The organism is Affinirhizobium lemnae (assembly GCF_022968395.1).
Classification (GTDB): domain Bacteria; phylum Pseudomonadota; class Alphaproteobacteria; order Rhizobiales; family Rhizobiaceae; genus Neorhizobium; species Neorhizobium lemnae.
In genome coordinates, this window is record NZ_JALJQZ010000020.1 from 22,874 (window position 1) to 47,735 (window position 24,862).

The 24,862-nt window shown below is 58.0% G+C and carries 20 protein-coding genes; 18 read left to right on the forward strand and 2 right to left on the reverse strand.

The genetic code is table 11. From position 1 onward, the window contains the following. Positions 1 to 3 precede the first annotated feature (3 nt). From MUU53_RS13545 to MUU53_RS13625, 17 genes are all read left to right on the forward strand, one after another. Positions 4 to 936, forward strand: a complete 933-nt coding sequence (locus tag MUU53_RS13545) for a Gfo/Idh/MocA family protein (RefSeq protein ID WP_281435134.1) — start codon at positions 4 to 6, stop codon at positions 934 to 936. A 41-nt stretch (positions 937 to 977) separates the two neighbouring features. Further along, the gene (locus MUU53_RS13550) at positions 978 to 2,801 is read left to right on the forward strand and encodes an IlvD/Edd family dehydratase (RefSeq protein ID WP_247261370.1); all 1,824 of its coding nucleotides are present in this window, start codon (positions 978 to 980) and stop codon (positions 2,799 to 2,801) included. A gap of 89 nt (positions 2,802 to 2,890) precedes the next feature. Then, positions 2,891 to 3,955 carry a multiple monosaccharide ABC transporter substrate-binding protein gene (gene chvE, locus MUU53_RS13555; RefSeq protein WP_062556424.1) on the forward strand — a complete coding sequence of 355 codons (1,065 nt, stop codon included), beginning with the start codon at positions 2,891 to 2,893 and terminating at the stop codon, positions 3,953 to 3,955. Between the two features lie 74 nt (positions 3,956 to 4,029). Continuing rightward, a complete protein-coding gene (gene mmsA, locus MUU53_RS13560) occupies positions 4,030 to 5,592 on the forward strand; it encodes a multiple monosaccharide ABC transporter ATP-binding protein (protein ID WP_247261371.1) in 1,563 nt (520 codons plus the stop codon). After that, positions 5,589 to 6,779, forward strand: coding sequence for a multiple monosaccharide ABC transporter permease (mmsB, locus tag MUU53_RS13565; RefSeq protein WP_247261372.1), 1,191 nt, complete (start codon positions 5,589 to 5,591; stop codon positions 6,777 to 6,779). Before mmsA ends, mmsB begins: the two co-directional genes overlap by 4 nt. A gap of 360 nt (positions 6,780 to 7,139) precedes the next feature. Further along, positions 7,140 to 8,375: a thiamine pyrophosphate-dependent enzyme gene (locus tag MUU53_RS13570; protein ID WP_247261373.1), complete on the forward strand. Its 1,236-nt coding sequence runs from the start codon at positions 7,140 to 7,142 to the stop codon at positions 8,373 to 8,375. A gap of 2 nt (positions 8,376 to 8,377) precedes the next feature. Then, positions 8,378 to 9,391, forward strand: coding sequence for an alpha-ketoacid dehydrogenase subunit beta (locus tag MUU53_RS13575; protein WP_247261411.1), 1,014 nt, complete (start codon positions 8,378 to 8,380; stop codon positions 9,389 to 9,391). 2 nt (positions 9,392 to 9,393) lie between these two features. Then, positions 9,394 to 10,683 carry a dihydrolipoamide acetyltransferase family protein gene (locus tag MUU53_RS13580; RefSeq protein ID WP_247261374.1) on the forward strand — a complete coding sequence of 430 codons (1,290 nt, stop codon included), beginning with the start codon at positions 9,394 to 9,396 and terminating at the stop codon, positions 10,681 to 10,683. A gap of 4 nt (positions 10,684 to 10,687) precedes the next feature. Next, the gene (gene lpdA / locus MUU53_RS13585) at positions 10,688 to 12,076 is read left to right on the forward strand and encodes a dihydrolipoyl dehydrogenase (protein WP_247261375.1); all 1,389 of its coding nucleotides are present in this window, start codon (positions 10,688 to 10,690) and stop codon (positions 12,074 to 12,076) included. 23 nt (positions 12,077 to 12,099) lie between these two features. After that, positions 12,100 to 13,242, forward strand: a complete 1,143-nt coding sequence (locus MUU53_RS13590) for an acyl-CoA dehydrogenase family protein (RefSeq protein ID WP_247261376.1) — start codon at positions 12,100 to 12,102, stop codon at positions 13,240 to 13,242. A 22-nt stretch (positions 13,243 to 13,264) separates the two neighbouring features. Further along, positions 13,265 to 14,038 carry an enoyl-CoA hydratase gene (locus tag MUU53_RS13595; RefSeq protein ID WP_247261377.1) on the forward strand — a complete coding sequence of 258 codons (774 nt, stop codon included), beginning with the start codon at positions 13,265 to 13,267 and terminating at the stop codon, positions 14,036 to 14,038. A 39-nt stretch (positions 14,039 to 14,077) separates the two neighbouring features. Then, positions 14,078 to 15,241 carry an isovaleryl-CoA dehydrogenase gene (locus tag MUU53_RS13600; RefSeq protein WP_247261378.1) on the forward strand — a complete coding sequence of 388 codons (1,164 nt, stop codon included), beginning with the start codon at positions 14,078 to 14,080 and terminating at the stop codon, positions 15,239 to 15,241. A gap of 36 nt (positions 15,242 to 15,277) precedes the next feature. After that, the gene (locus tag MUU53_RS13605) at positions 15,278 to 16,882 is read left to right on the forward strand and encodes a carboxyl transferase domain-containing protein (protein WP_247261379.1); all 1,605 of its coding nucleotides are present in this window, start codon (positions 15,278 to 15,280) and stop codon (positions 16,880 to 16,882) included. A 20-nt stretch (positions 16,883 to 16,902) separates the two neighbouring features. After that, positions 16,903 to 18,855: an acetyl/propionyl/methylcrotonyl-CoA carboxylase subunit alpha gene (locus MUU53_RS13610; protein WP_247261380.1), complete on the forward strand. Its 1,953-nt coding sequence runs from the start codon at positions 16,903 to 16,905 to the stop codon at positions 18,853 to 18,855. Beyond that, positions 18,848 to 19,705 (forward strand): hydroxymethylglutaryl-CoA lyase, encoded by an 858-nt coding sequence (locus tag MUU53_RS13615; RefSeq protein WP_247261381.1) that lies wholly within the window; start codon positions 18,848 to 18,850, stop codon positions 19,703 to 19,705. Before MUU53_RS13610 ends, MUU53_RS13615 begins: the two co-directional genes overlap by 8 nt. After that, complete coding sequence (locus MUU53_RS13620; RefSeq protein ID WP_247261382.1) at positions 19,702 to 20,487, forward strand: crotonase/enoyl-CoA hydratase family protein; 786 nt, start codon at positions 19,702 to 19,704, stop codon at positions 20,485 to 20,487. Before MUU53_RS13615 ends, MUU53_RS13620 begins: the two co-directional genes overlap by 4 nt. Positions 20,488 to 20,511: 24 nt before the next feature. Beyond that, entirely contained in the window at positions 20,512 to 21,549 is a 1,038-nt protein-coding gene (locus MUU53_RS13625) for an enoyl-CoA hydratase/isomerase family protein (protein WP_247261383.1), read from the forward strand. Positions 21,550 to 21,553: 4 nt separating this feature from the next. On the opposite strand, the gene MUU53_RS13630 is transcribed toward MUU53_RS13625, so the two are convergent. Beyond that, positions 21,554 to 22,672, reverse strand: coding sequence for a mandelate racemase/muconate lactonizing enzyme family protein (locus MUU53_RS13630; protein ID WP_247261384.1), 1,119 nt, complete (start codon positions 22,670 to 22,672; stop codon positions 21,554 to 21,556). Positions 22,673 to 22,707: 35 nt separating this feature from the next. Continuing rightward, complete coding sequence (locus MUU53_RS13635; protein WP_247261385.1) at positions 22,708 to 23,673, reverse strand: GntR family transcriptional regulator; 966 nt, start codon at positions 23,671 to 23,673, stop codon at positions 22,708 to 22,710. Between the two features lie 104 nt (positions 23,674 to 23,777). On the opposite strand from MUU53_RS13635, the gene MUU53_RS13640 reads away from it, so the two are divergent. Next, positions 23,778 to 24,860, forward strand: a complete 1,083-nt coding sequence (locus tag MUU53_RS13640; RefSeq protein ID WP_247261386.1) for an Ldh family oxidoreductase — start codon at positions 23,778 to 23,780, stop codon at positions 24,858 to 24,860. Positions 24,861 to 24,862: the final 2 nt, after the last annotated feature.

Here is a 24,862-nt window from a genome sequence, read left to right on the forward strand (position 1 = left end):
GTGATGCCTGTGCCGAATATTCGTCTTGCCATTGTCGGGCTCGGGAAAATCGCACGCGATCAGCATCTTGGTGCTATTGCGGCGACGGATGGCATTGATCTGGTAGCCGTTGCCAGCCGCAATGCATCTCTTGAAAATATCCACTGTTTCTCCGACATCGATGCCCTTCTGGCCTCTGATGTCGAGGTTGATGCGGTTTCGCTCTGTACACCTCCGCAGGGACGGTTTGAGCAGGCACGCGCGGCGCTGATGGCTGGAAAGCACGTGATGCTTGAAAAGCCGCCGGGCGCTACGATTGCGGAGGTTTTTGCACTGGAAGCTTTGGCGCGCAAACAGGGTGTCAGTCTTTTCGCGACCTGGCATTCTCGCGAGGCAGCCGCGGTTGAGCCTGCGCGCCGTCTTCTGGCCGAGCGCCGCATCCAGTCTGTCGAAGTCGAATGGAAGGAAGATGTTCGCCACTGGCATCCGGGGCAAGCCTGGATCTGGGAGCCAGGCGGACTTGGTGTCTTCGATCCTGGCATCAATGCCCTGTCGATCGTTACCCGTATCATGCCCGAGAGCTTCCATCTCATCTCTTCGGAGCTTTCATTCCCGGCAAACCGGGCAGCACCTATCGCTGCTGATCTGGAATTTCAGACGGCCAGCGGTACACCCATCAAGGCAGCCTTCGATTGGCGCCAGACGGGACCGCAGACCTGGGATATTCGCGTTTCCACACAGGAAGGCGATGTGGTTCTCACACACGGTGGCAGCCGCCTTACCGTCAATGGCGAGGCGCAGATCGTTGAGGAGGATCGCGAATACCGCAGCCTCTATAAGCATTTCGTTGACCTTGTCTCATCGAAGCGGTCGGACACAGACTTCTCCCCGCTGGTACATGTCGCAGATGCCTTTATGCTTGGCCGTCGCAATGTCGTTGAGTCTTTCGAAGATTGATTTGCGCCGTCTGAACCTATTCCTCTCGTGAGAAGAAGATCATGAGCAACGACAATTTGCCCACCAAAACTGCAACCGGTCCGAACGGAAAGCTCCGCTCGCGTGCATGGTTCGACAATCCTGCCAACGCCGACATGACGGCGCTCTATCTCGAGCGCTATATGAATTTCGGTCTCAGCCAGGCTGAGCTCCAGTCCGATCGCCCGATTATCGGCATCGCCCAGACCGGTTCGGACCTTTCGCCTTGCAACCGTCATCACCTCGAATTGGCAAACCGCCTGCGCGAAGGGATCCGGGAAGCGGGTGGTATTGCCATCGAGTTTCCGGTGCATCCCATCCAGGAAACGGGCAAGCGTCCGACAGCGGGTCTGGACCGTAACCTCGCCTATCTCGGTCTCGTCGAAGTCCTGTACGGTTACCCGCTGGACGGCGTGGTTCTGACTATCGGCTGTGACAAGACGACGCCTGCCTGTCTGATGGCTGCGGCCACCGTCAACATTCCGGCTATCGCTCTTTCTGTCGGTCCGATGCTGAACGGTTGGTTCCGTGGCGAACGTACCGGTTCCGGAACCATCGTCTGGAAAGCACGCGAACTGCTGGCCAAGGGCGAGATCGATTATGCCGGTTTCGTCAAGCTGGTTGCATCGTCCGCTCCTTCGACCGGTTACTGCAACACCATGGGCACCGCGACGACCATGAACTCGCTGGCGGAAGCTCTCGGCATGCAGCTTCCGGGCTCTGCCGCCATTCCGGCTCCCTACCGTGACCGTCAGGAAATTTCCTATCTTACCGGCCTGCGTATCGTTGAGATGGTGAAGGAAGACCTGAAGCCGTCGGACATCATGACGAAGGAAGCATTCGTCAACGCGATCCGCGTCAACTCGGCGATCGGTGGTTCTACAAATGCACCGATCCATCTCAATGGTCTGGCGCGTCACCTTGGCGTCGAATTGACGGTTGATGACTGGCAAAGGTACGGCGAAGAAATTCCGCTTCTCGTCAATCTGCAGCCTGCTGGCGAATATCTCGGCGAAGATTACTATCATGCGGGCGGGGTACCGGCCGTCGTCAATCAGTTGATGCAGCAGGGCCTGATCCACGAAGATGCCATGACGGTAAACGGCAAGACCATCGGCGAAAACTGCCGTGGCGCCGTGATCGAAGACGAGAAGGTCATCCGTCCTTACGATCAGCCATTGAAGGAGCGGGCAGGCTTCCGCGTCCTGCGTGGCAACCTCTTCTCGTCCGCAATCATGAAGACGAGCGTGATCTCCAAGGAATTCCGCGATCGCTACCTTTCCAACGCCAACGATCCTGATGCTTTCGAGGGCAAGGCCGTGGTGTTCGACGGACCGGAAGATTATCACCACCGCATCGATGACCCGGCGCTCGGTATCGATGAGAACACGGTTCTGTTCATGCGTGGTGCGGGTCCGATCGGTTATCCCGGTGCGGCCGAAGTCGTCAACATGCGCGCGCCAAGCTATTTGCTGAACAAGGGCGTTACATCCTTGCCGTGCATAGGCGACGGCCGCCAGTCCGGCACATCGGGCAGCCCGTCCATCCTCAATGCATCGCCCGAAGCCGCCGCAGGCGGCGGTCTGGCGCTGCTGAAGACCGGTGACAAGGTCCGCATCGATGTGGGTCGTGGAACGGCAGACATTCTCATTTCCGCAGAAGAGCTTGCAGAACGCCGTCGCGAACTGGAAGCAAAGGGCGGATATCAATATCCGAAGCACCAGACACCGTGGCAGGAAATCCAGCGCGGCATCGTCGGGCAGATGGAGACCGGCGCCGTCCTGGAGCCGGCTGTGAAATATCAGCGCATTGCTCAGACGGAAGGTATTCCGCGCGACAATCACTGATAGAAAAGAAACGGCAGGAATCAGGCTCTGATTCCTGTTGCCAACAATGGCGAGCTCGATGGGTGGCTCGACCAAGGAGGAGAGCAAGAATGAAGATTTTGAAGTATTTGACGACTGCTGCGATGTTTGCCGCAATGGCCTTCGCTGCTCCTGTCAGCGCTGCTGACAAGGGTCTGGTCGGCGTCGCTATGCCAACCAAGTCCTCCGCCCGCTGGATCGCCGACGGCGACAACATGGTGAAGGTTCTGAAGGAACGCGGTTACTCGGTTGACCTGCAGTATGCAGAAGACGACATTCCGAACCAGCTCTCGCAGATCGAAAACATGATCACGAAAGGTGCGAAAGTACTCGTGATTGCATCGATCGACGGCACGACGCTCTCTGACGTTCTGCAGCAGGCTGCCGACAAGAAGATCAAGGTCATCGCTTATGACCGCCTGATCCGCGATACGCCGAATGTCAGCTACTATGCGACTTTCGACAACTTCCAGGTCGGCGTTCTGCAGGCCACGACGCTGGTAAAGGCTCTCAAGGCTGATACCGAAAAGGGTCCGTTCTACATCGAACTCTTCGGTGGTTCTCCGGACGATAACAACGCCTTCTTCTTCTACAACGGCGCCATGAGCGTTCTCCAGCCGTTGATCGACAAGGGCGTTCTGAAGGTTGGTTCGGGCCAGGTTGGCATGGACAAGGTTTCCACGCTGCGTTGGGACGGTGCTACTGCCCAGGCTCGTATGGACGCTATCCTGTCTGCATTCTATGCCGACAAGAAAGTCAACGCTGTTCTGTCTCCTTATGACGGTATCTCCATCGGCATCCTCTCATCGCTCAAGGGCGTAGGTTACGGTTCCGGCGGCGTTGCAATGCCATTCGTTTCCGGTCAGGACGCAGAAGTTCCGTCAGTTAAGTCCATCATCGCTGGCGAACAGTACTCCACGATCTTCAAGGATACCCGCGAACTCGCGAAAGTTACCGTCGACATGGTTGATGCTGCGATGAGCGGCAAGGAGCCGACTGTCAACGACACCAAGACCTACGACAACGGTAAGAAGGTTGTTCCTTCCTACCTGTTGAAGCCTGTTGCTGTTGACAAGACCAACTGGAAGGAAGTTCTGGTTGGCAGCGGCTACTACAAGGAAGACCAGCTGAAGTAATTCCTGTATCGATAGTGCGGCGGCGCGTTCAAACCGCGTCGCCGTATTCTTTGTTTCCCATCGGAGATGATGGCATGCTCGCAAACGTCCATGCGGCTGAACGCCCACCGATTCTTGAAATGCGTGGCATTTCCAAGTCGTTCGGTGTTGTTAAGGCTTTGACCGACGTCTCGTTCACCGTTCGCGAGGGCGAAATTCACGCGCTCGTCGGTGAAAACGGCGCTGGTAAATCTACACTCATGAAGGTTCTGTCCGGCGTCTATCCGCATGGCAGCTACGAAGGCTCCATCCTGTTTTCAGGTGAAGAGCGCCAGTTTCGCGATATCAACGATACTGAAGCGCTGGGCATTATCATTATTCACCAGGAACTCGCGTTGATACCGCTCCTGTCCATTGCCGAGAACATCTTCCTCGCCAACGCTCCATCCCGTTTCGGCGTGATCGACCGTTCGGCCGTGCACGAACGCACCAAGGCTTTGCTGTCAAAGGTCGGCCTGAACGAGCAGCCGGATACGCTGATCACCAATCTCGGCGTCGGCAAGCAGCAGCTGGTCGAAATCGCCAAGGCTCTTTCGAAGGACGTTCGTCTTCTCATTCTTGACGAGCCGACTGCATCTCTCAACGAAACGGACAGTGCTGCACTGCTGGAGCTCCTCAAGGAGTTTCGTAACCAGGGCATCACCTCAATCATGATCAGCCACAAGCTGAACGAAATTTCCGAAGTGGCCGACCGCATCACGGTTTTGCGCGATGGCCGCTCTGTCGATACTATGGATTGCCACGCTGGCGTCGTGCCGGAAGACGAAATCATCCGCAAGATGGTCGATCGCGACATGGAAAGCCGTTACCCGAAGCGTACGCCGAAAATCGGCGAGATGATCTTCGAGGTGGATGACTGGTCCGTTTATCATCCACAGCACACGCACCGCCAGGTCGTGAAGAACCTGTCGCTGAAGGTTCGCGCGGGCGAAGTCGTTGGTATTTCCGGCTTGATGGGTGCGGGCCGCACCGAGTTTGCGATGAGCGTCTTCGGCCGTTCCTGGGGCCGCAATATCACCGGCACTGTGAAGATGCATGGCAAGCCTGTCGATGTCTCGACGGTCACCAAGGCGATCGATGCGGGTCTGGCCTATGTCACGGAAGACCGCAAGCATCTCGGATTGATTCTGGCGGAAGACATTCGCAAGAACATCTCGCTGGCAAACCTGCCGGGCGTCTCACGCAGCAGTGTGATTGATGACATCTCAGAAATGAAGGTGGCGCAGGAGTTTCGCGCCCGCATGCGCATCCGCAGCCACAATGTCTATCAGGAAACGGGCAAGCTTTCCGGCGGCAACCAGCAAAAGGTCGTGCTGTCGAAATGGCTGTTCACAAACCCTGACCTGCTGATCCTCGACGAGCCGACCCGCGGGATCGACGTCGGTGCAAAATACGAAATCTATTCCATTATCAACGAACTCGCGGATGCCGGAAAGGCAGTCGTGGTGATCTCCTCGGAAATGCCGGAGCTGATCGGGATTTGCGATCGCATCCTGGTCATGCATGAGGGCGAATTCGTCGGCGAAGTTGCCGGCGCGGAAGCCACCCAAGAGAACATCATGCGCGCTATCATGCGCCGCAAGGGGAGAGACGAATGAGCACGCCTGAAACAACTGCACCGGCACCGCAGAGCGTCGCCGGTTTCATCAAGGACAACCTGCGCGAATACGGGATGCTGATGTCGCTTCTCGTCATCGTCATCTTCTTCCAGTTTGCGACAGGCGGCATTCTTCTGAAGCCGCTGAACCTCACGAACATCATCCTGCAGAACAGCTATATCGTCATCATGGCGCTCGGCATGCTGATGATCATCGTGACCGGCCATATCGACCTCTCGGTCGGTTCCGTGGCAGGCTTCATTGGCGCAGTCGCCGCCATGATGATGGTGCAATACAACTTCGATTTCGTCACGGCCTGCATTATCTGCCTGGTCCTCGGCGGACTGATCGGAGCTGTACAGGGCTATTTCGTCGCCTATCTGAAGATTCCATCGTTCATCGTCACACTTGCCGGCATGCTTGTTTTCCGCGGGCTTATGATCGCCGTCCTCAGCGGTCGCTCGATCGGGCCGTTCGACGTCACGTTCCAGCGGCTGTCATCCGGCTTCATTCCGGAATTCATCTCGTCTGAGGGCGGGCTGTACTTGACATCGCTGATTCTCGGCATTGCGGTCGCCGCCTTCCTCGTCTGGCAGAACATCAAGAACCGCGGACGGCGCATGTCGCACGGTGTTGAAACCGAGCCGTTTGGTTTCTTTGTCGCAAAGAATATCCTCGTCCTCGCCAGCATCAGCTATGTTGCCTATCTGATCGCGTCCCATCGCGGTATGCCGAACGTTCTGATCATCATGGCCCTCCTGATTGCGGCGTATGGCTTCTTCACCAACCGCACGATCATTGGTCGCCAGATCTATGCTGTGGGCGGTAATGCGCGCGCTGCCGAACTCTCCGGCATCAAGACACAGCGCCTTGTATTCGGCACCTTCGTCAACATGGGCGTACTGGCAGCTCTTGGCGGTCTCGTGGTTGCAGCACGCCTGAACAGCGCGACACCGAAGGCTGGCGCAGGTTTCGAGCTCGACGTTATCGCAGCCTGCTTTATTGGTGGGGCATCTGCCTACGGTGGAGTGGGCAAGGTCACCGGTGCTGTTATCGGCGCCTTCCTCATGGGCGTCATGAATAATGGCATGTCCATCCTGGGTATCGGCATCGACTATCAGCAGGTGATCAAGGGCCTTGTTCTGCTCGGCGCAGTCTGCGTCGACGTCTACAATCAGCGTCGTTAAACATCCTTCCAACCATATCGACTATCTGACAGGCCGCGCATCGCAAGGTGCGTGGCTTTCGCGTTTCTTCATGTAGATTTTCTGGCGGGCTTGGATTCAATAGCGGCGTAGCTCACGAATTTTAATTGCGCAAATTAGCAGTCGTTCTTTCCTGCTCATGCGCAGTTACGCTCAACATAATCAGGACATTTCGGGCAGGTCGAGACTAACATTGCAATCAAATCAGAGGCGTTTTTGCCGCATAAGAAGCGGAAGAATAGCTATAAGATCAACCGGTGGAGTGAGGACGAGGAAGTTCTCCGAGTGCTGCCGGACATAGATTTAGAGTTTAACGAATGCACTTCTTTGGAGGAGAAGAACGTGACTTCGCATTGCAAATTATCATTTGCGCATCCGCCTGCCCGACCGGGCCAGACGCCTGATTTTTCATCAGTGGAGATTCCAGAGGCAGGGCTGTTGCCTGTTCTGCCGCTTGATGTGACCGCAGCGGATTGCGTTGAGCACGCGAATTCGCTCATCCGTGTCATGGATGAGAATGGCGAAGCCGTTGGGCCTTGGACTGATTTTCTATCGCGTTTCGATGTCGATACGCTCCGTGCCGGGCTGCGCGATATGATGATCTCGCGCACCATCGATATGCGCATGATGAATGCGCAACGGCAGGGCAAGATGTCGTTTTACATTCAGGGCGTCGGGGAAGAGGCGATAGCTTGCGGTTTCCAGCGCTGTCTGAAGCCAGGTGACATGAACTTTCCCACCTATCGCCAGCAGGGTCTACTGATTGCAGGCGGCTATCCGCTGGAAATGTTGCTTGGTCAATTCTATTCCAACGCATTCGATCCACTTCAGGGTCGCCAGCTTCCCACACTGCATTCCGCCCGGGACTATGGATATTTCACCGTTTCAGGTAATCTCGGAACGCAATATGTGCATGCGGTTGGCTGGGCCATGGCCAATGCGTTGACCCAGCAAGAGAACATCTCAATCGGCTGGATCGGTGATGGTTCAACTGCATCGAACGATTTTCATACCGCGCTCCTGTCGGCATCGTCCTACAGCCCGCCTGTTATATTGAATGTCGTGAATAATCAGTGGGCCATCTCTACCTACACCGGCGTTGCCAAAGGTAGGGGCCGAACTTACGCCGCGCGGGCTCTGGGTTACGGAATCCCGGCAATCCGTGTCGATGGCAATGATTATCTTGCGGTGCTGGCGGTTTCGGAATGGGCAACGCAGCGCGTGCGTGCAGGCCACGGTCCGGTGCTGATCGAATGGTACACCTACCGCGTCGGGGCGCATTCATCTTCTGATGATCCAAGTGCCTACAGACCGAGGGACGAAGGCAAGGCCTGGCCATTCGGCGACCCTGTAGAGCGACTGAAGAAACATCTCATCCATATTGGTGAATGGAGCGAGCAGCGTCACGTGCAGGCGGAAGCAGAGGTACTTTCACAAGTGGTGGAGGTGCAGAAGCGTGTCGAGGCGGCAGGTACGATGATCGATCCAAAGCCTATTCCGGGAGCCACCATCTTTAAGGGTGTTTATGCCGACATGCCGGAACACATCCGCCGTCAGCGACAGGAATTGGGGGTTTGACCATGCCACAACTGACGATGATTGAAGCCCTTCGTGATGCCATGGACGTAATGCTGGCGCGCGACCCGAAGGTCGTTATTTTCGGCGAGGACGTGGGCTATTTCGGTGGGGTTTTCCGCTGCACATCTGGTTTGCAGAAAAAGTATGGCGAGGAGCGTGTGTTCGACACGCCAATCAATGAAAGTGCGATTGTTGGTATTGGCATCGGCATGGCGGCGCAGGGCATGAAGCCGTGTGTGGAAATCCAGTTCGCCGATTACGTCTACCCGGCCTATGACCAAATCACGCAGGAAGCGGCGCGCATTCGACATCGCTCCAACGAACAGTTTTCCTGCCCCATCGTCATCCGGATGCCGACAGGCGGCGGCATCTTTGGCGGCCAGACCCATAGCCAGAGCCCGGAAGCACTGTTTACCCATGTGGCAGGCCTGAAGGTAGTGCAGCCTTGCACACCACACGATGCAAAGGGGTTGCTGATTTCTGCTATGGAAGATCCCGATCCGGTGATATTTCTGGAGCCCAAGCGGCTTTATAACGGTCCCTTCAACGGCGATCACAAGGCTCCGGCGCAAAGCTGGAAGAACCATCAACTGGGCGAGGTGCCAGAGGGACACTATTCTATCCCCATCGGCAAGGCGCGGGTTCATCGGGAAGGGTCGGCAGTTACGATCCTGACTTACGGGACCATGGTCTTCGTTGCGGAAGCTGCGGTAAACACTCTTGGTGTCGATGCGGAAATCATCGATCTGCGCTCCCTTCTGCCGCTTGATCTGGAAACCATTGAGGAATCCGTTCGCAAGACGGGGCGCTGTGTCGTCCTTCATGAAGCCACGAAGACCTCCGGTCTGGCAGGTGAAATCATCGCAATCGTGCAGGAGGCATGCTTCTACCATCTTGAAGCGCCGGTCCAACGTGTTACTGGCTGGGACGCACCTTATCCGCATGCACTCGAATGGGATTACTTCCCCGGTCAGGAGCGCGTTTGCCGCGCTCTTCAAGCAGTGATGGAGGCTTGATCATGGGTATCAAAACAATCCGCCTGCCGGATGTCGGTGAAGGTGTCACGGAAGCTGAAGTCACCGAAATTCTCGTCAAGCCCGGCGATCTTGTGCGCGAAGACGATCCAATCGCTGCCGTCATGACAGATAAGGCGACGGTCGAAATCACGTCTGCATACAGCGGCAAGGTTATCTGGATCGGCGGCGAAGTGGGCAAGACGCTGGCCATTGGTTCGGATCTCATCCGCATCGAAGATGAGAGTGCAGGCGGGGACGATACTGTTCCCTCGCTCACGCCTGCTGAAGCTCAGCCTGCTCCAGCTTCAACGCCCAGTATGGCGGCGCAGACGGAAAGCTGCCCGCTCAAAGCGTCACCTTCACTGAAGGTGGTCGAGACCCGGCCAAACGCAATCACCGCAACAGCAACGCCGCCGCGTGCAGAAGGTGCCGCAGTGCTTGCTTCCCCTGCTGTTCGGGCAAGGGCAAAAGAGGCAGGCATCGACCTTCGCCAAGTTGTAGGCAGCGGGCCGGCAGGGCGCATTACTCATGCCGATCTGGATCACCTGTTCCATAACGCTGGCCAGGCACTGCCGCGCAATCCGTCTGGACCGGAAACAGTGGAAACTGTGAAAGTGGTCGGTCTACGCCGTATGATTGCCAAGCGTATGAGCGAGGCAAATGCCACAATTCCGCATATTACTGTTGTGGAAGAAGTGGATGTGACCGAGATCGAGGCGCTGCGGGTCAAGCTCAATGAGGCGCGCGGCGACAAACCAAAGCTCACCATCCTACCGCTGATCGCCGCTGCTCTGGTCAAAGCCAAAGAAAGCTGCCCGAAAATTTTTGCCCGCTACGACGATGACGCCGAAGAGGTCCATTACTCAAATGCGGTGCATATCGGTATTGCGACGATGACGGAAGCGGGGCTGATGGTGCCCGTGGTGCGCAACGCACAGGCGCTTTCGCCCTACCAGCTTGCAGGCGAAATCACCCGGCTTTCGGAAGCCTGTCGCGAGGGTAAGGCCAAGCGGGAGGAGCTTTCCGGTTCCACCATCACCATCACCTCTCTGGGGCCGTTGGGGGCAATTGCCACGACACCGATCATCAACAAGCCGGAGGTTGCCATTCTGGGCGTTAACCGCATGGCAGTACGGCCAAGCTGGAACGGCAGCGCCTTCGTGCCGCGCACCATGATGAATATTTCGGCCAGCTTCGACCATCGCATAATTGACGGATGGGACGCGGCAGTCTTCGTTCAGAGGATGAAGACATTACTCGAAACTCCCGCCCTGATTTTCATGAAGGATTGATGGAATGACCGATCTTTCATGCAAAGTGCTGGTGCTTGGTGCCGGTCCGGGTGGTTATGTTTGCGCCATTCGCGCCGGCCAGGCAGGGCTCGATACGATCATCGTGGAAAAAGCTGCTCCCGGAGGCACCTGCCTGAACGTTGGGTGCATTCCGTCCAAAGCGCTGATCCATGCCGCTGAACAGTTTCACGCCGTCGCGGAGGCGGCAACCGGTAATTCTGCGCTGGGGATCACAACCGCCTCACCGAAAATCGATCTTTCCAAAACCATGGGCTGGAAGGATGGCATCGTTCGCCAGTTGACCGGCGGCGTCGGTGGACTGCTTCGCAAGGCAGGGGTTCGCAAGATTGAAGGTGAAGCCCGCATTCTGGACGGTAAGACCATTGAGGTGAGAACGGCTGAAGGTCTCTCTCGCATTTCTTGTGAGAGTTTGGTGATTGCTACCGGATCGGTTCCGATCGAGGTGCCGTCGCTGCCATTCGGTAGCAATATTCTCTCCTCAACCGAGGCGCTTTCGCTTCAACAGGTGCCGGAAACGCTGGCGATCGTCGGCGGTGGCTATATCGGGCTGGAAATCGGCACGGCTTACGCGAAACTCGGGGCGAAGGTGACGATCGTCGAAGCCAAGGCTCAGATCTTGCCGCAGTATGATGCCGAGCTTTCAAAGCCTGTTCTGGCTCGGTTAAAGGCTTTGGGTGTCGAGGTGCATCTGAACGCTCAAGCCGCAGGCTATGAGAACGGTGTCCTGCGGGCAAAGACGGCGGTTGGCGAACTGAAGATTGCCGCCCGCAAGGTTCTTGTCACGGTCGGCCGTCGCCCTGTGATTGCCGAATGCGGTGTTGCCGATCTGGGCCTCGATATGCAAGGCCGCTACATCAAGATCAACGGCAAGTGCCAGACATCGATGCGCGGCGTTTATGCCATCGGTGATGTGACCGGCGAACCAATGCTGGCTCATCGCGCCATGGCGCAAGGGGAGATTGCAGCCGCAGTGATTGCGGGCGAAGCAGCTAACTGGGACAAACGCGCCATTCCCGCCGTCTGCTTTACCGATCCGGAAATCGTTGTGGTCGGTCAACTGCCGGAGGAGGCGCGTGCGGTCAATGCGGAGGCGGCGGTGGCCACCTATCCGCTGCGCGCCAATGGACGTGCCATGACACTGGAACGGACCGATGGCTTCGTGCGCATTGTGCATGAAAAGGCCAGTGGTCTCGTTCTTGGCATTCAGGCGGTTGGCGCGGGTGTTTCCGAATTCGCCGGAGAATTTGCGCTTGCACTGGAGATGTGCGCCACGTTGACCGATATTGCCGCGACGATCCACGCGCACCCGACGCTTGGAGAGACTGTGCAGGAGGCTGCACTGGCGGGCTTGAGCAAGGCTCTGCACGCTTGAATAAGAAATGAGGAGGGATACCCATGGATTTTTCGCTGACGGAAGAGCAGGCCGCCATTCGCGAAATGGCAGAAGCCTTCGCCCAGGATGAAGTCGCACCACAAGCGATCGAGTGGGATCAAGCCAAGCATTTTCCGGTGGATGTGCTGCGAAACGCCATGGTGCTCGGCCTCGGCGGTATCATGGTCTCCGATGCGCATGGCGGCTCCGGTCTCGGCCGGATTGAAGCGGTGCTCGTCTATGAAGCGCTTGCAAAGGGGTGTCCGGCTTTCTCCGCCTATCTTTCGATCCACAACATGGTCGCGAGCATGATCGACAAGCATGGCAGCGAGGTACAGAAATCCGCCTATCTGCCGCGCCTTTGCACCGGCGAATTGTTGGCCTCCTATTGCCTGACGGAACCCTCCTGCGGCTCGGACGCAGCGGCGCTGACGACCCGGGCTGAGCGTGATGGAGATGATTATCTACTGACCGGCCAGAAAATGTTCATCTCCGGCGCAGGTGCGACGGATCTCTATGTCGTCATGGCCCGCACGGGTGGCCCCGGTGCAAAGGGTGTTTCCGCCTTTCTGGTGGAGAAGGAAGCCGCCGGACTCTCCTTCGGTGCCAATGAAAAGAAAATGGGCTGGAATGCACAGCCAACCCGCACAGTTATGCTCGACAAGGTGCGGGTGAAGGCTGATGCCATGCTGGGTCCGGAAGGGGCCGGCTTCAAACTGGCCATGGAAGCGCTGGATGGTGGGCGCACCTCCATCGCCGCCTGTTCGCTTGGCGGTGCGCAATCGGCACTCGATAAGGCTATTACCTATACCAATGAGCGCAAAGCCTTCGGCCAGAAGCTGAACGAGTTCCAGGCCTTGCAGTTTGCGCTGGCAGAAATGGCGATTGATCTGGAAGTCTCCCGCACCTTTCTGTGGCGTGCAGCGGCAGCACTCGATGCGAAGCTGCCGGAAGCAACGCAGCTTTGCGCCATGGCCAAGAAGCATGTCACGGATGCCGGGTTCGATGTTGCCAACCGTGCGCTGCAACTGCACGGTGGTTATGGCTATCTAGCAGACTACGGAATCGAGAAGATCGTGCGCGATCTTCGCGTTCACCAGATTCTGGAAGGTACCAATGAAATCATGCGGCTGATCGTGGCGCGCACTGTTATTGCGCAGGCGTGAGCGGGCCGAAGGGAGAGACACCATGACCTACAAAACAATTCTGACGGAACGTCGCGATAGCGTGCTTCTTATCCGCCTTAACCGCCCGGAAGCTCTGAACGCCTTGAATTCCACCGTCGCGCAGGAATTGATTGCCGTTACGGCTGCGGCGGATGTCGACCCGGCCATTGGCTGCGTGGTTCTCACCGGCTCGGAAAAGGCTTTCGCGGCAGGCGCTGATATCAAGGAAATGCAGCCGCTGACGTTTCAGGATGTGGCCGTCACCGACAAGTTTTCGGAATGGTCGCTGTTTACCAACCGCCGCAAGCCAATCATTGCTGCCGTGTCGGGGTTTGCGCTGGGCGGTGGCTGCGAACTTGCCATGATGTGCGATTTCATTCTGGCATCGGATACGGCCAAGTTCGGCCAGCCGGAAATCAAGCTCGGCACTATTCCCGGCATGGGCGGTTCGCAGCGGCTGACCCGGTTTGTTGGCAAGTCCAAGGCCATGGATATGGTTCTGACAGGTCGAATGATGGATGCGGCGGAAGCAGAACGTTGCGGTCTCGTCAGCCGCGTATTCCCGGCGGCTGATCTGGTGGATGAGGCGGTCAAGGTCGCAGTGGTCGTGGCTGGCATGTCTCAACCGGTGGCGGCCATGGCGAAGGAAGCAGTCAATCGCGCCTTTGAGACAACGCTTGCCGAGGGTCTGTTGGTCGAGCGCCGCCTGTTCCATTCCACCTTTGCCCTGGAAGATCGCTCCGAAGGCATGGCTGCTTTCGTGGCGCGCAGGCCGGCTGAATTCAAGAATAGGTAAGGCATAGATTGCCTCGTGAACGGGAAGGGAGGAGACTTCATGTTTCACGCTACGATGGGCTTTGATCTGGGAGAGGATGTCGCGGCCCTTCGCGAAACCGTTCAGGCCTGGGCGCAGGAACGGGTGAAGCCGCTGGCTGCCGAGGTGGATCGCTCGAATAGTTTCCCGAACCAACTCTGGAAGGAGATGGGGGATCTCGGTCTGCTCGGCATCACGGTGGATGAAGCCTATGGCGGCGCGGGCATGGGGTATCTGGCGCACACGGTGGCGGTGGAGGAGATTGCGCGCGCCTCCGCCTCCATAAGCCTTTCCTACGGTGCCCATTCCAATCTCTGCGTAAACCAGATCAAGCTGAATGGTTCGGAAACTCAGAAGCAGAAATACCTGCCAAAGCTTTTGTCGGGCGAGCATGTCGGCGCACTGGCGATGTCGGAGCCGGGGGCAGGGTCGGACGTCGTTTCCATGAAACTTCGCGCCGAAAAGCGCGACGGACATTATGTGCTTAAGGGCAACAAATACTGGATCACCAATGGCCCGGATGCCGATGTGCTGGTGGTCTATGCCAAGACTGACCCGGAGGCCGGATCGAAGGGCATCACCGCCTTCATCATCGAAAAGAGCATGAAGGGTTTTTCCGCCAGCCCACATTTCGACAAGCTGGGCATGCGCGGCTCCAACACGGCAGAGCTGATTTTCGACGGTGTGGAAGTACCCTTTGAAAATGTACTTAGCGAAGAAGGTCGGGGTGTCCGGGTTCTGATGTCGGGTCTGGATTACGAGCGCGTGGTGCTGTCCGGCATCGGGCTTGGCATCATGGCCGCCTGTCTGGATGAGGTCATGCCCTATGTTTCAACCCGCGAGCAGTTCGGCCAGCCCATAGGCAATTTCCAGCTTATGCAGGGCAAGATCGCTGATATGTATGTCAGCCTCAATACCGCGCGCGCCTATGTTTACGAGGTCGCTAAGGCTTGCGATCGCGGCACGGTCACGCGGCAGGATGCGGCAGGCGCCGTGCTCTATGCCAGTGAGCAGGCCATGGTGCAGGCCCATCAGGCCGTGCAAGCGTTGGGTGGGGCGGGCTTCCTGAATGATAGCGTGGTGAGCCGTCTGTTCCGCGATGCGAAGCTGATGGAAATCGGCGCAGGCACGTCCGAAATTCGCCGCATGCTGATTGGCCGGGAGTTGATGGCCGCAATGGCCTGAACCTGCTCGCCTGTGGCGCAACGGCTGGAGGAGCCGATGAAACTGAAGTCCCAACACTTTGCCGGATCGGAGAGCGCGAAAAAGAACCGCGCTGCGCATCTGGCCATGCTGGAAACCATTCGCGCGGCGGCAGAGCTTGCTGCGCACGGGGGTGGCGAAGAGGCGCGCAAGCGGCACGCAAGCCGAGGCAAGATGCTGCCGCGGGAGCGCGTGGCCAGCCTTCTGGATATCGGATCTCCCTTTCTGGAAATCGGCGCAACGGCTGCTCATGATATGTATGAGGGTGCTGCACCTGCGGCTGGCCTGATTGCAGGTGTCGGTCGCGTCGAGGGGCAGGACGTCATGGTCGTCGCCAATGATGCGACGGTGAAGGGCGGCACCTATTATCCAATGACAGTGAAGAAGCATTTGCGGGCGCAGGAAATTGCAGAAGCCTGCAATCTGCCCTGCATCTATCTAGTGGATAGCGGCGGTGCCAACCTGCCGAACCAGGATGAGGTCTTCCCGGATCGCGATCACTTCGGCCGAATCTTCTTCAATCAGGCCCAGATGAGCGCCAAGGGCATAGCACAGATCGCAGTCGTCATGGGGTCCTGCACGGCGGGCGGTGCTTACGTGCCTGCCATGTCGGACGTTTCCATCATCGTGCGGGATCAGGGTACGATCTTTCTGGCTGGTCCACCGCTGGTAAAGGCTGCGACCGGCGAGGTCGTCAGCGCGGAAGATCTGGGAGGCGGTAATGTCCATACGCGCCTTTCCGGCGTGGCGGACTATCTGGCGGAAGACGATGCCCATGCGCTGGCGCTTGCCCGTCGCGCTGTGGCCAATCTCAACCGCAATAAGCTCCACTCCGTTCAATGGCAGGCACCGGAACTCCCAGCCTATGATCCGGAGGAACTGCTGGATGTGGTGCCCGCCGACCTGCGCACGCCCTATGACATTCGTGAGGTGATCGCCCGCGTGGTGGACGGCAGCCGCTTCGATGAATTCAAGACGCGCTTCGGCGAAACACTGGTGTGTGGTTTTGCGCATATCATGGGGTGCCCGGTCGGCATCGTCGCGAACAATGGTGTCTTGTTCTCCGAAAGTGCGCAGAAAGGCGCGCACTTTGTGGAGCTATGTTCGCAGCGCGGCATTCCGCTGGTGTTCCTACAAAACATAACCGGCTTCATGGTGGGCAGGAGATACGAAAATGAAGGTATTGCCCGGCACGGCGCAAAGATGGTGACAGCGGTCGCAACGACTGCCGTACCGAAAATCACCATGCTCGTCGGCGGCTCTTTCGGGGCGGGAAATTATGGCATGGCGGGTCGTGCCTTCTCGCCCCGCTTTTTATGGACATGGCCGAATTCGCGTATTTCGGTCATGGGCGGGGAACAGGCTGCGGGTGTTCTGGCTACCGTTCGCCGCGAAGGCATCGAGCGCAAAGGTGGTAGCTGGAGTGCGGATGAGGAAGCCGAGTTCAAGCGCCCGACACTGGATATGTTCGAGCGGCAGAGCCACCCGCTCTATGCCTCGGCCCGTCTCTGGGACGATGGGATCGTGGACCCGCGCAAGACGCGTGAAGTGCTTGCCCTTTCACTTTCCGCCAGCCTGAACGCGCCAATCGGGGAAACCCGGTTCGGCCTTTTCCGCATGTAACGGCAAAAGGGGAGAGAACAATGTTTCGCAAGATCCTGATTGCCAATCGCGGTGAGATTGCCTGCCGCATCATCAAGACAGTCCGCCAAATGGGCGTCTCGACGGTTGCCGTTTATTCGGCGGCAGACCGAAATGCGCTCCATGTAAAGCTGGCGGATGAGGCGGTTTGCATCGGCGGTGCAGCTCCCAAGGAGAGCTACCTGAAGGGTGAGGCCATTATCGCCGCTGCGCTTCAAACGGGTGCGGAGGCGATCCATCCCGGCTACGGTTTTCTGTCGGAAAACCCGGATTTCGTTGAAGCAGTGAAGACAACCGGTCTCGTCTTCATCGGCCCTTCCGCTGAGGCCATCCGTGCCATGGGCTTGAAGGATGCGGCAAAGGCGCTGATGGAAAAGGCGGGCGTTCCTGTTGTTCCCGGTTATCACGGGGATAATCAGGACGGTGCATTTTTGGCTCAGCAGGCCGAACGCATCGGCTATCCGGTACTTATCAAGGCCGTCGCCGGTGGTGGTGGCAAGGGAATGCGGCGGGTGGAAAGCGCTTCCGACTTTGCCGATGCGCTTCGCTCCGCCAAGGCGGAAGCTGCAAATGCTTTCGGCAATGATGCCGTTCTCATCGAGAAATATGTCGCTGCGCCTCGTCATATCGAGGTGCAGGTGTTTGGTGATGGCATAGACGCTGTGCACCTTGTTGAGCGGGATTGCTCGCTCCAACGGCGACATCAGAAGGTCATAGAGGAGGCACCAGCCCCCGGTATGACGCTTGAGATGCGCCAAGCCATGGGATCGGCGGCGGTCAAGGCTGCGAAGGCCATCGGCTATTCCGGTGCTGGCACCATCGAATTCATTGTCGATGGGTCTGAAGGGCTGCGCCCGGATCGCTTTTGGTTCATGGAAATGAACACCCGGCTTCAGGTAGAACATCCCGTAACGGAAGCCATTACCGGGCTCGATCTGGTGGAGTGGCAGCTGCGCGTGGCAAGTGGCGAGCGGCTGCCGCTTGGCCAAGATGACATCCGGCTGAACGGCCATGCCTTCGAGGCCCGGCTTTATGCGGAAGACGTGGAGGCCGGTTTCCTGCCCGCAACGGGCAGGCTGGCACATCTGACTTTTCCCAGCAACTGCCGTGCCGATACCGGTGTTCGTAGCGGCGATGAGATCTCGCCCTGGTACGATCCGATGATCGCCAAGATCATCACCCACGGGCCGACGCGTGACATCGCGCTTTCAAAGCTTTCCCGCGCCTTGGATGAAACTCAGGTTGCAGGAACGGTGACGAACCTGACATTCCTGGCCGCGCTTTCCCGTCATGAAGGATTTGCCAAAGGCGAAGTCGATACAGGGTTGATTGCCCGAGACCTTGCTGCGCTGACCGCAAAGCCGGAGAGCCGTAGGCAAGAGATGGCTATGGCGGCCTTGGCTGCTTTGCATGCTGCGGCAATTCCCAACGATCCGCTTGCCGGATTTTCTCTCTGGGCACCACTGGACCAAAAGATTGCTCTGGAACAGGCGGGAGAAACGCTGGAGATGAGGCTTCAACTCACTCACCCCGATCAAGCGCAGGCATCAATTGAAGGTGAGGTGTTTTCGGCGGTGCGGCATGCTTCCTGCTGGTCGCTCGAAGGGCAGTCCGGCTTTCAGGTTGTTGAAGCCGAGGGTTTCCATGTCTTCTCGTCCGGGCGCTCATTGAGCTTTCGCTTGCACGATCCGCTTGATCGCGATCAGTCGCCCTGTCCCGGCGGTGATGTAACGCTGGCACCGATGCCAGGACTGGTGCGCGCTTTATTGGTGCAAGCGGGGGAGACGGTGGATGCCGGTCAGCATCTGTGTGTGCTGGAAGCTATGAAGATGGAGCACACGCTCAAAGCCGCGCGGGCAGGCCGTGTCGCGGAGGTGTTCGTCGCCGAAGGAGAGCAGATTTCCGCAGGCGATCCGCTGGTTCAGCTGGAGCCGGAGGCTGTGCCGCATGGCTGAATTCGTGGAGCTTTATGAGGTCGGTCCACGCGACGGGCTGCAGAACGAGAAGCGGGTGATCCCGACCTCTGATAAGCTAGCTCTGATCGAAAAGCTCAATCGCTGCGGGTTTCGCCGTATCGAGGCCACCAGTTTTGTCAGTCCCAAATGGGTGCCGCAAATGGCAGATGCGGCAGAGGTGATGGCGGGTGTTCCACGTCGCGAAGGTCTTTCCTATGCGGTGCTTGTACCGAACCTGAGGGGATACGAGGCTGTAAGGCTGGCCGGTGCTGATGAGGTGGCAATCTTTGTTGCGGCCACAGAGGGGTTCAGCCGTGCCAATCTCAATGCTTCGATTGCCGAGAGTGTTGAGCGCCTAAAGCCAGTGGCCGAAGCGGCGCTGGCCGATGATGTCAGGCTTCGCGGCTATGTGTCGGTTGTTATCGATTGCCCCTTCGAGGGCCGTGTTGAACCCGCACAGGTTGCCCGTGTTGCAGACCGGTTGGCGGCACTCGGTTGCCATGAAATTTCGCTTGGAGAGACGCTGGGGCGCGGCACGCCGCAAGCCGTGGCAGCCATGCTGGAAGCTGTACTGGATGTCGTTCCGGCTGGAAAACTGGCAGGGCATTTTCATGATACCGGCGGTCGGGCGCTCCACAATATCGATGTGGCGCTGGAAAAGGGGTTGCGGGTGTTCGATGCCTCGGTCGGTGGCTTGGGCGGCTGCCCCTATGCGCCGGGGGCGGCGGGCAATGTGGCAACGGAAGCCGTGGCGCGGCATCTAGCTGCATCAGGTTTCGAGACCGGTCTCGATTTGGATGCATTGGACGAAGCAGCGGCCTTCGCCAAGACCTTGAGGAGCGGCACATGAGCAAGGCGATCAAGATCGACGTTGACGCGCGTGGCATCGTTCAGCTTCGTCTGAACCGCCCAGAAAAGCGCAATGCCCTATCAGTGCAGATGATCGCGGAACTGACGGAGTTTGCCGCAGGCGCGCAAAGTCGGCGCGATTGGCGGGCTATTATTCTCTCCGGTGAGGGAGCGACATTTTGTGCCGGTGGCGATCTGGACTGGATGCGCCAGCAAATGCAGTCTGATCGGCAAACGCGCATGGCGGAGGCGCGCAAACTCGCAACCATGCTAGGCGCATTGAACGCGCTGCCGCAGCCGTTGATCGGCGCCATCCATGGCAGCGCTTTCGGCGGCGGTGTGGGTATGGCCTGTGTGTGTGATCTGGTGCTGGCCACGCCGGAGACCTTGTTTGGTCTGACAGAAACACGGCTCGGCATCATTCCGGCAACTATTGGCCCCTATGTTCTGGCGCGGATGGGCGAGGGGCGGGCACGACGCGTGTTCATGTCGGCGAAGCGGTTTTCGGCTGTGGAAGCCGTAGAACTCGGGATCGTGTCGCGTGTCGTGAGTGCGGACACCTTGATGAACGAAGCGGTTGCGGAAGCGGAGCTTTATCTTTCAACGGCACCGGGTGCTGTTGCTTCTGCAAAGGCGCTTGCGCGTTCTCTCTGCCGATCACTCGACGCTGACGGGATCGAGGAAAGCATCATCGCACTGGCCGATGCCTGGGAGCAGGATGAGGCTAAAGAAGGCATTGCCGCCTTCTTCGAAAAGCGTAAACCCCACTGGGATCACAGTTAAGTCCGTCATGACAGGATATTCGGCATGAACAATTCCGACCTCACCATCCGCGTCGAAGGCCGTGTCGGCTATATCACGCTAACCCGCCCCAAGGTGCTGAATGCGGTGAACGAAGCCATCGTTGACGGCATGACCGACGCAATGACCCGCTGGAGGGATGATCCCGCTATCTCGCTGGTCATGGCGGATTCCGATAGTGAACGTGCCTTCTCTGCTGGTGGCGATCTGTCGGCCATGTACGAACATGGGCGGGCCGGTCAGTTCGATGCCGGAAATGCCTTCTGGCGGTATGAGTATCGGCTGAATGCGATGATCGCGCACTATCCGAAACCTTATGTTGCCTTCATGGATGGCATCGTCATGGGCGGTGGTGTGGGGCTTTCGGCCCATGGTTCGCACAGGATCGTGACGGAGCATTCCGTTGTCGCCATGCCGGAATGCAGCATCGGCCTCATTACCGATGTCGGAGGCACCTATCTCCTTCATCAGGCACCTGGTCATCTGGGCGAATATCTGGGACTGACCGGCACGCGCATGAACGGTGCCGACGCCATCTACGCCAACCTTGCGGATCATTATGTCGAGCGTGAAAAGCTGGCAGCTCTCAAAGCCAGACTGATAGAAACTGGCGATGCAACGGTCATCTCTGAATTCTCGTCAACACCGCCAACCTCGGTTCTCGCCGGAAGACAGGCGGAAATCGATCACGCTTTTAGCGGTGAGACCGTCCACGATATCGTCGATCGTCTAAGCGGTCTGTCGTCCGAATGGGCCATGAAGGCGCTGGAAGCCATTCGCGGTGGTTCCCCCATCTCGCTTCAGGCAACGCTGAAAGCCATTCGTGAGGCGGACACGCTGGAAATCGGCATTCGCAATGAATACCGCTTCGTTTCTCGCGTCCTGGAGCATGGCGATTTCATCGAAGGCATTCGCGCGGTGATCGTCGACAAGGATCGCAATCCGCGCTGGAAATATGCCGTTTTGGATGATGTGCCGAAGGAGCTTCTTGCGCTGATGATGCAGGAAGCCGAAGGCGGGGATTTGCTGCTCCCCGCCCGCTGATCGATCAGGAAAGAGATTTTCCGTAGCGCTCAACGCTTTCGGCCAAGGGTGTCGTGCTTGCCCCCGGCTGTTGCGGGCGCAGGAAAATGCCGTCCTTCACGTGAGAAGGCTCGTGGAAGTGATCCTTGATCCAGGGGATATATTCGAGGATTGTTGAGGCCGGGTGCCAGTAGCTGAGATGCACATGCACCTGGCTCATCTCGCCAGCGTGAGGTACGACCGGCAGCCGGTTCGCGAGTGCCAGATCGGCGACCTGGATGTATTCGGTGATGCCGCCGAGCCGGGTCACATCCGGCTGCACATACTGAACCGCTCCCGCATTGATGAAGCTGCGGAAAGCATCCACGGTGTAGAGCTGTTCGCCCAATGCGACGGGTATCGATGTATTGCGGGCAAGCGCTGCATGACTGGCGATATCGTCATACCACATGGGTTCCTCGAACCAGTAGATATCCAGTCCTTTAGCCCGTGCGCAGAAGCGCTGGCAGGTTGGAAGATCCCAGCGACCGTTCGCGTCGATCGCGATGCGAACATTGTTCCCCACACGGGCGCGCACGGCGGCGAGGCGCTCGATGTCCGTATTCGGATCATCATGGCCGACCTTGATCTTGATGCGGGTGAAGCCCTCTTCTTCCACAGCCCGCGCCGAGCCGGCGATCAACGCTTCCTTCGAGAAGGAAATCCAGCCGATGTCGGTGTTATAGGCCTCCAACTTTTCGGTTCTCGCTCCGCCCAGCAGTGACCACAAAGGAACGCCCGCCTTCTTGGCCGCGAGATCCCACAGTGCGACATCCACCGCTGCCAGCGCCAGATGCGTAATGCCCGCGCGCCCGACCCATTGAAGAGCCGGGTAGCGTGCGAGCTTCGTCCAGAGACGCTGATGGTCCGCCGCATCCTCTCCCAAAAGTAGCGGCGTATAGCAATCGCGAATGCAGGCGGTGATCAGCCTGTCCGAGGCCAGATGCGCATGTGTTCCGGTAAAGCCGTAGCCTTCCAGGCCATCAGCCGTTGTGATCTTTGCGCCGACCACGCCCCAATGCGTGATGCTGTGGGTGGAGTCGGAGATCGAATCCGATGTGAGCGGCAAATGCAGAATGAACGGTTCGACGGCAGTAATTTTCATTGCGGATCCTCCTCCAGGATATCGAATGGCTACCGCTACAGCTGCTCCAGATAAGGCAGTGCGGCAGGCGTAATGCTGTTGGCCACGGCTTCAATGCGCAGCATGACTCGTTGGCGGGACACTTGAAGGTGATGGACCAGCGCATCGCAAGCCATCGCGATATGACCCTGTTCCAGGTTCTGGATGATGGTCAGATGCTCGGGTAGAAACGGCTCGCTTGCAAACATGTCCGAAGTCTGACGGTAGAGAAAATGATGCGCGACCAGCAGGGCTTGAGGCAGACTTACGGCGCGCAAAAGCGCCTGATTGCCGCAGTGCGATAGGAGATCGACGTGGAGTTCCTGCTCCAGCCGGTCAAGCGTTTCGCTGGGAACCTGGGAGGCATCCAGCGCTTGCTCAAGATGCTGTCTCAATAGCGTGAAATGCTCTGACGGGAGTCGTTGAGCCGCCTTTTGCAAGGCAAGCGGCTCCAACACCCAGCGTAACTCGTAAAGCTCTTCAATGTGGTCGCGTGTCAGGGCCTGCGCGTACCAGCGGGCGCTTTGGTCCTTGCGAACAATGCCCCGCTCCTGTAGCCGCGCCACAACATCACGAGCTACGGTACGGCTTACTCCATAGTGTTTTGCAAGAATAGCCTCGTTGATCCGCCAACTGGCAAGCGCCGTGCGGGAGACGATTTCCAACTCGACTTCCGGATAGATGAGTTCCCAGCTTGATCTGGGTTCGACTTCTGCGAGGGGCAGCTCTGCTAAAAGCTGAGAATTGCCCAATCGGTCACAGTCGCTAATCTCGTATCCTCGGCCTTCTGCCTTGCGCACAAGGCCGTCACGTTCCAGTTCCTGAAGTGCCTGCCGCGCCGGAGCCCGGCTTATGCTGAAGCGCTCGGCAATTTGGGTTTCGCTCAGCCGCATCCCACGCTGATAGGCCCCGGAACGGATGTCGCGGACCAGCACGTCATACGCCTGTCGGTACAGCTTCGGGACGCGATTGTTTGTGTGCATGACGTGACAGCGATTTCCTATGGATCAGCGGATATGAGGGATTGCACATATATTTTGAAACGTCTAGTGTGTGCATTAGACGTTTTTATGGAAGAGATGATCTCTTGGACCAGAACCTCGAACCGCGACTGACGCTGGCTGAAGTGGAGCGATTTACGTTCGACATCCTGTTGGCGGCGGGTGCCGATCAGCCGACTTCAAAGGCTGCAACGCGTGCAATGATGCATGGAACGCGGTTTGGCGTGGATAGCCACGGCATACGGCTGCTTCCCCACTATGTTCAGGTTCTGAATGGGGGGCGGGTCAACAAGGCGCCGAAATTGAAGGTCGCAAACCAGTTTGGCGCCGTGGCTTCTCTGGACGCCGATCACGCCCATGGCGCATTGGCTGCTTACGAGGCAATGGACCTTGCAACAGAGCTTGCCGGTCAATTCGGCATCGGGGCCGTTGCCATTCGCAATACATCGCACTTCGGTCCGGCGGGTGCCTATTCGCTTCATGCGGCCGAGAAGGGCTTTCTCGGCATCACATTCTGCAACTCCGACAGCTTTGTTCGCTTGCACGATGGTGCAGAGCGATTCCATGGCACGAACCCCATCAGCGTTGCAGTTCCTGTGTCTGGAGATGCTCCCTGGCTGTTGGACATGGCAACGAGCGCCATTCCCTTCAATCGCGTTCTTCTTTACCGGAGCCTTGGGCTGGCCTTGCCGCCAGCGGTCGCCTCGGATGCCGATGGTGTTGATACGACGGATGCGAACGCAACTGAAATGCTGGCGCCGATCGGTGCGGCTTTCGGATTCAAGGGTGCCGCACTCGCGGGCGTCGCCGAAATCTTCAGCGCGGTTTTGACGGGGATGCGCCTTTCATTCGACATCGCCCCTATGGGCGGGCCGGATTTTGAAACGCCAAGGGAAATGGGTGCCTTCGTGCTGGCACTGAAGCCGGAAGCCTTCGTGGATCGGGCGACGTTCGACGCAGGCATGCAAAGATATCTGGAACAGTTGCGTGGATCGCGCCCGCGGGACGGTGCAGATGTCATGGCGCCGGGTGATCGCGAATGGCGTGTCGCGCGCGAGCGCGAAGCCGCAGGCGTTCAATTTGATCCTGCCACGTCTCAGGCATTCAGTGCTCTTGCTGAGCAATATGGTGTCAGATTGCCGGATCCGATCGATGCTCCTGCTTCTTAGCA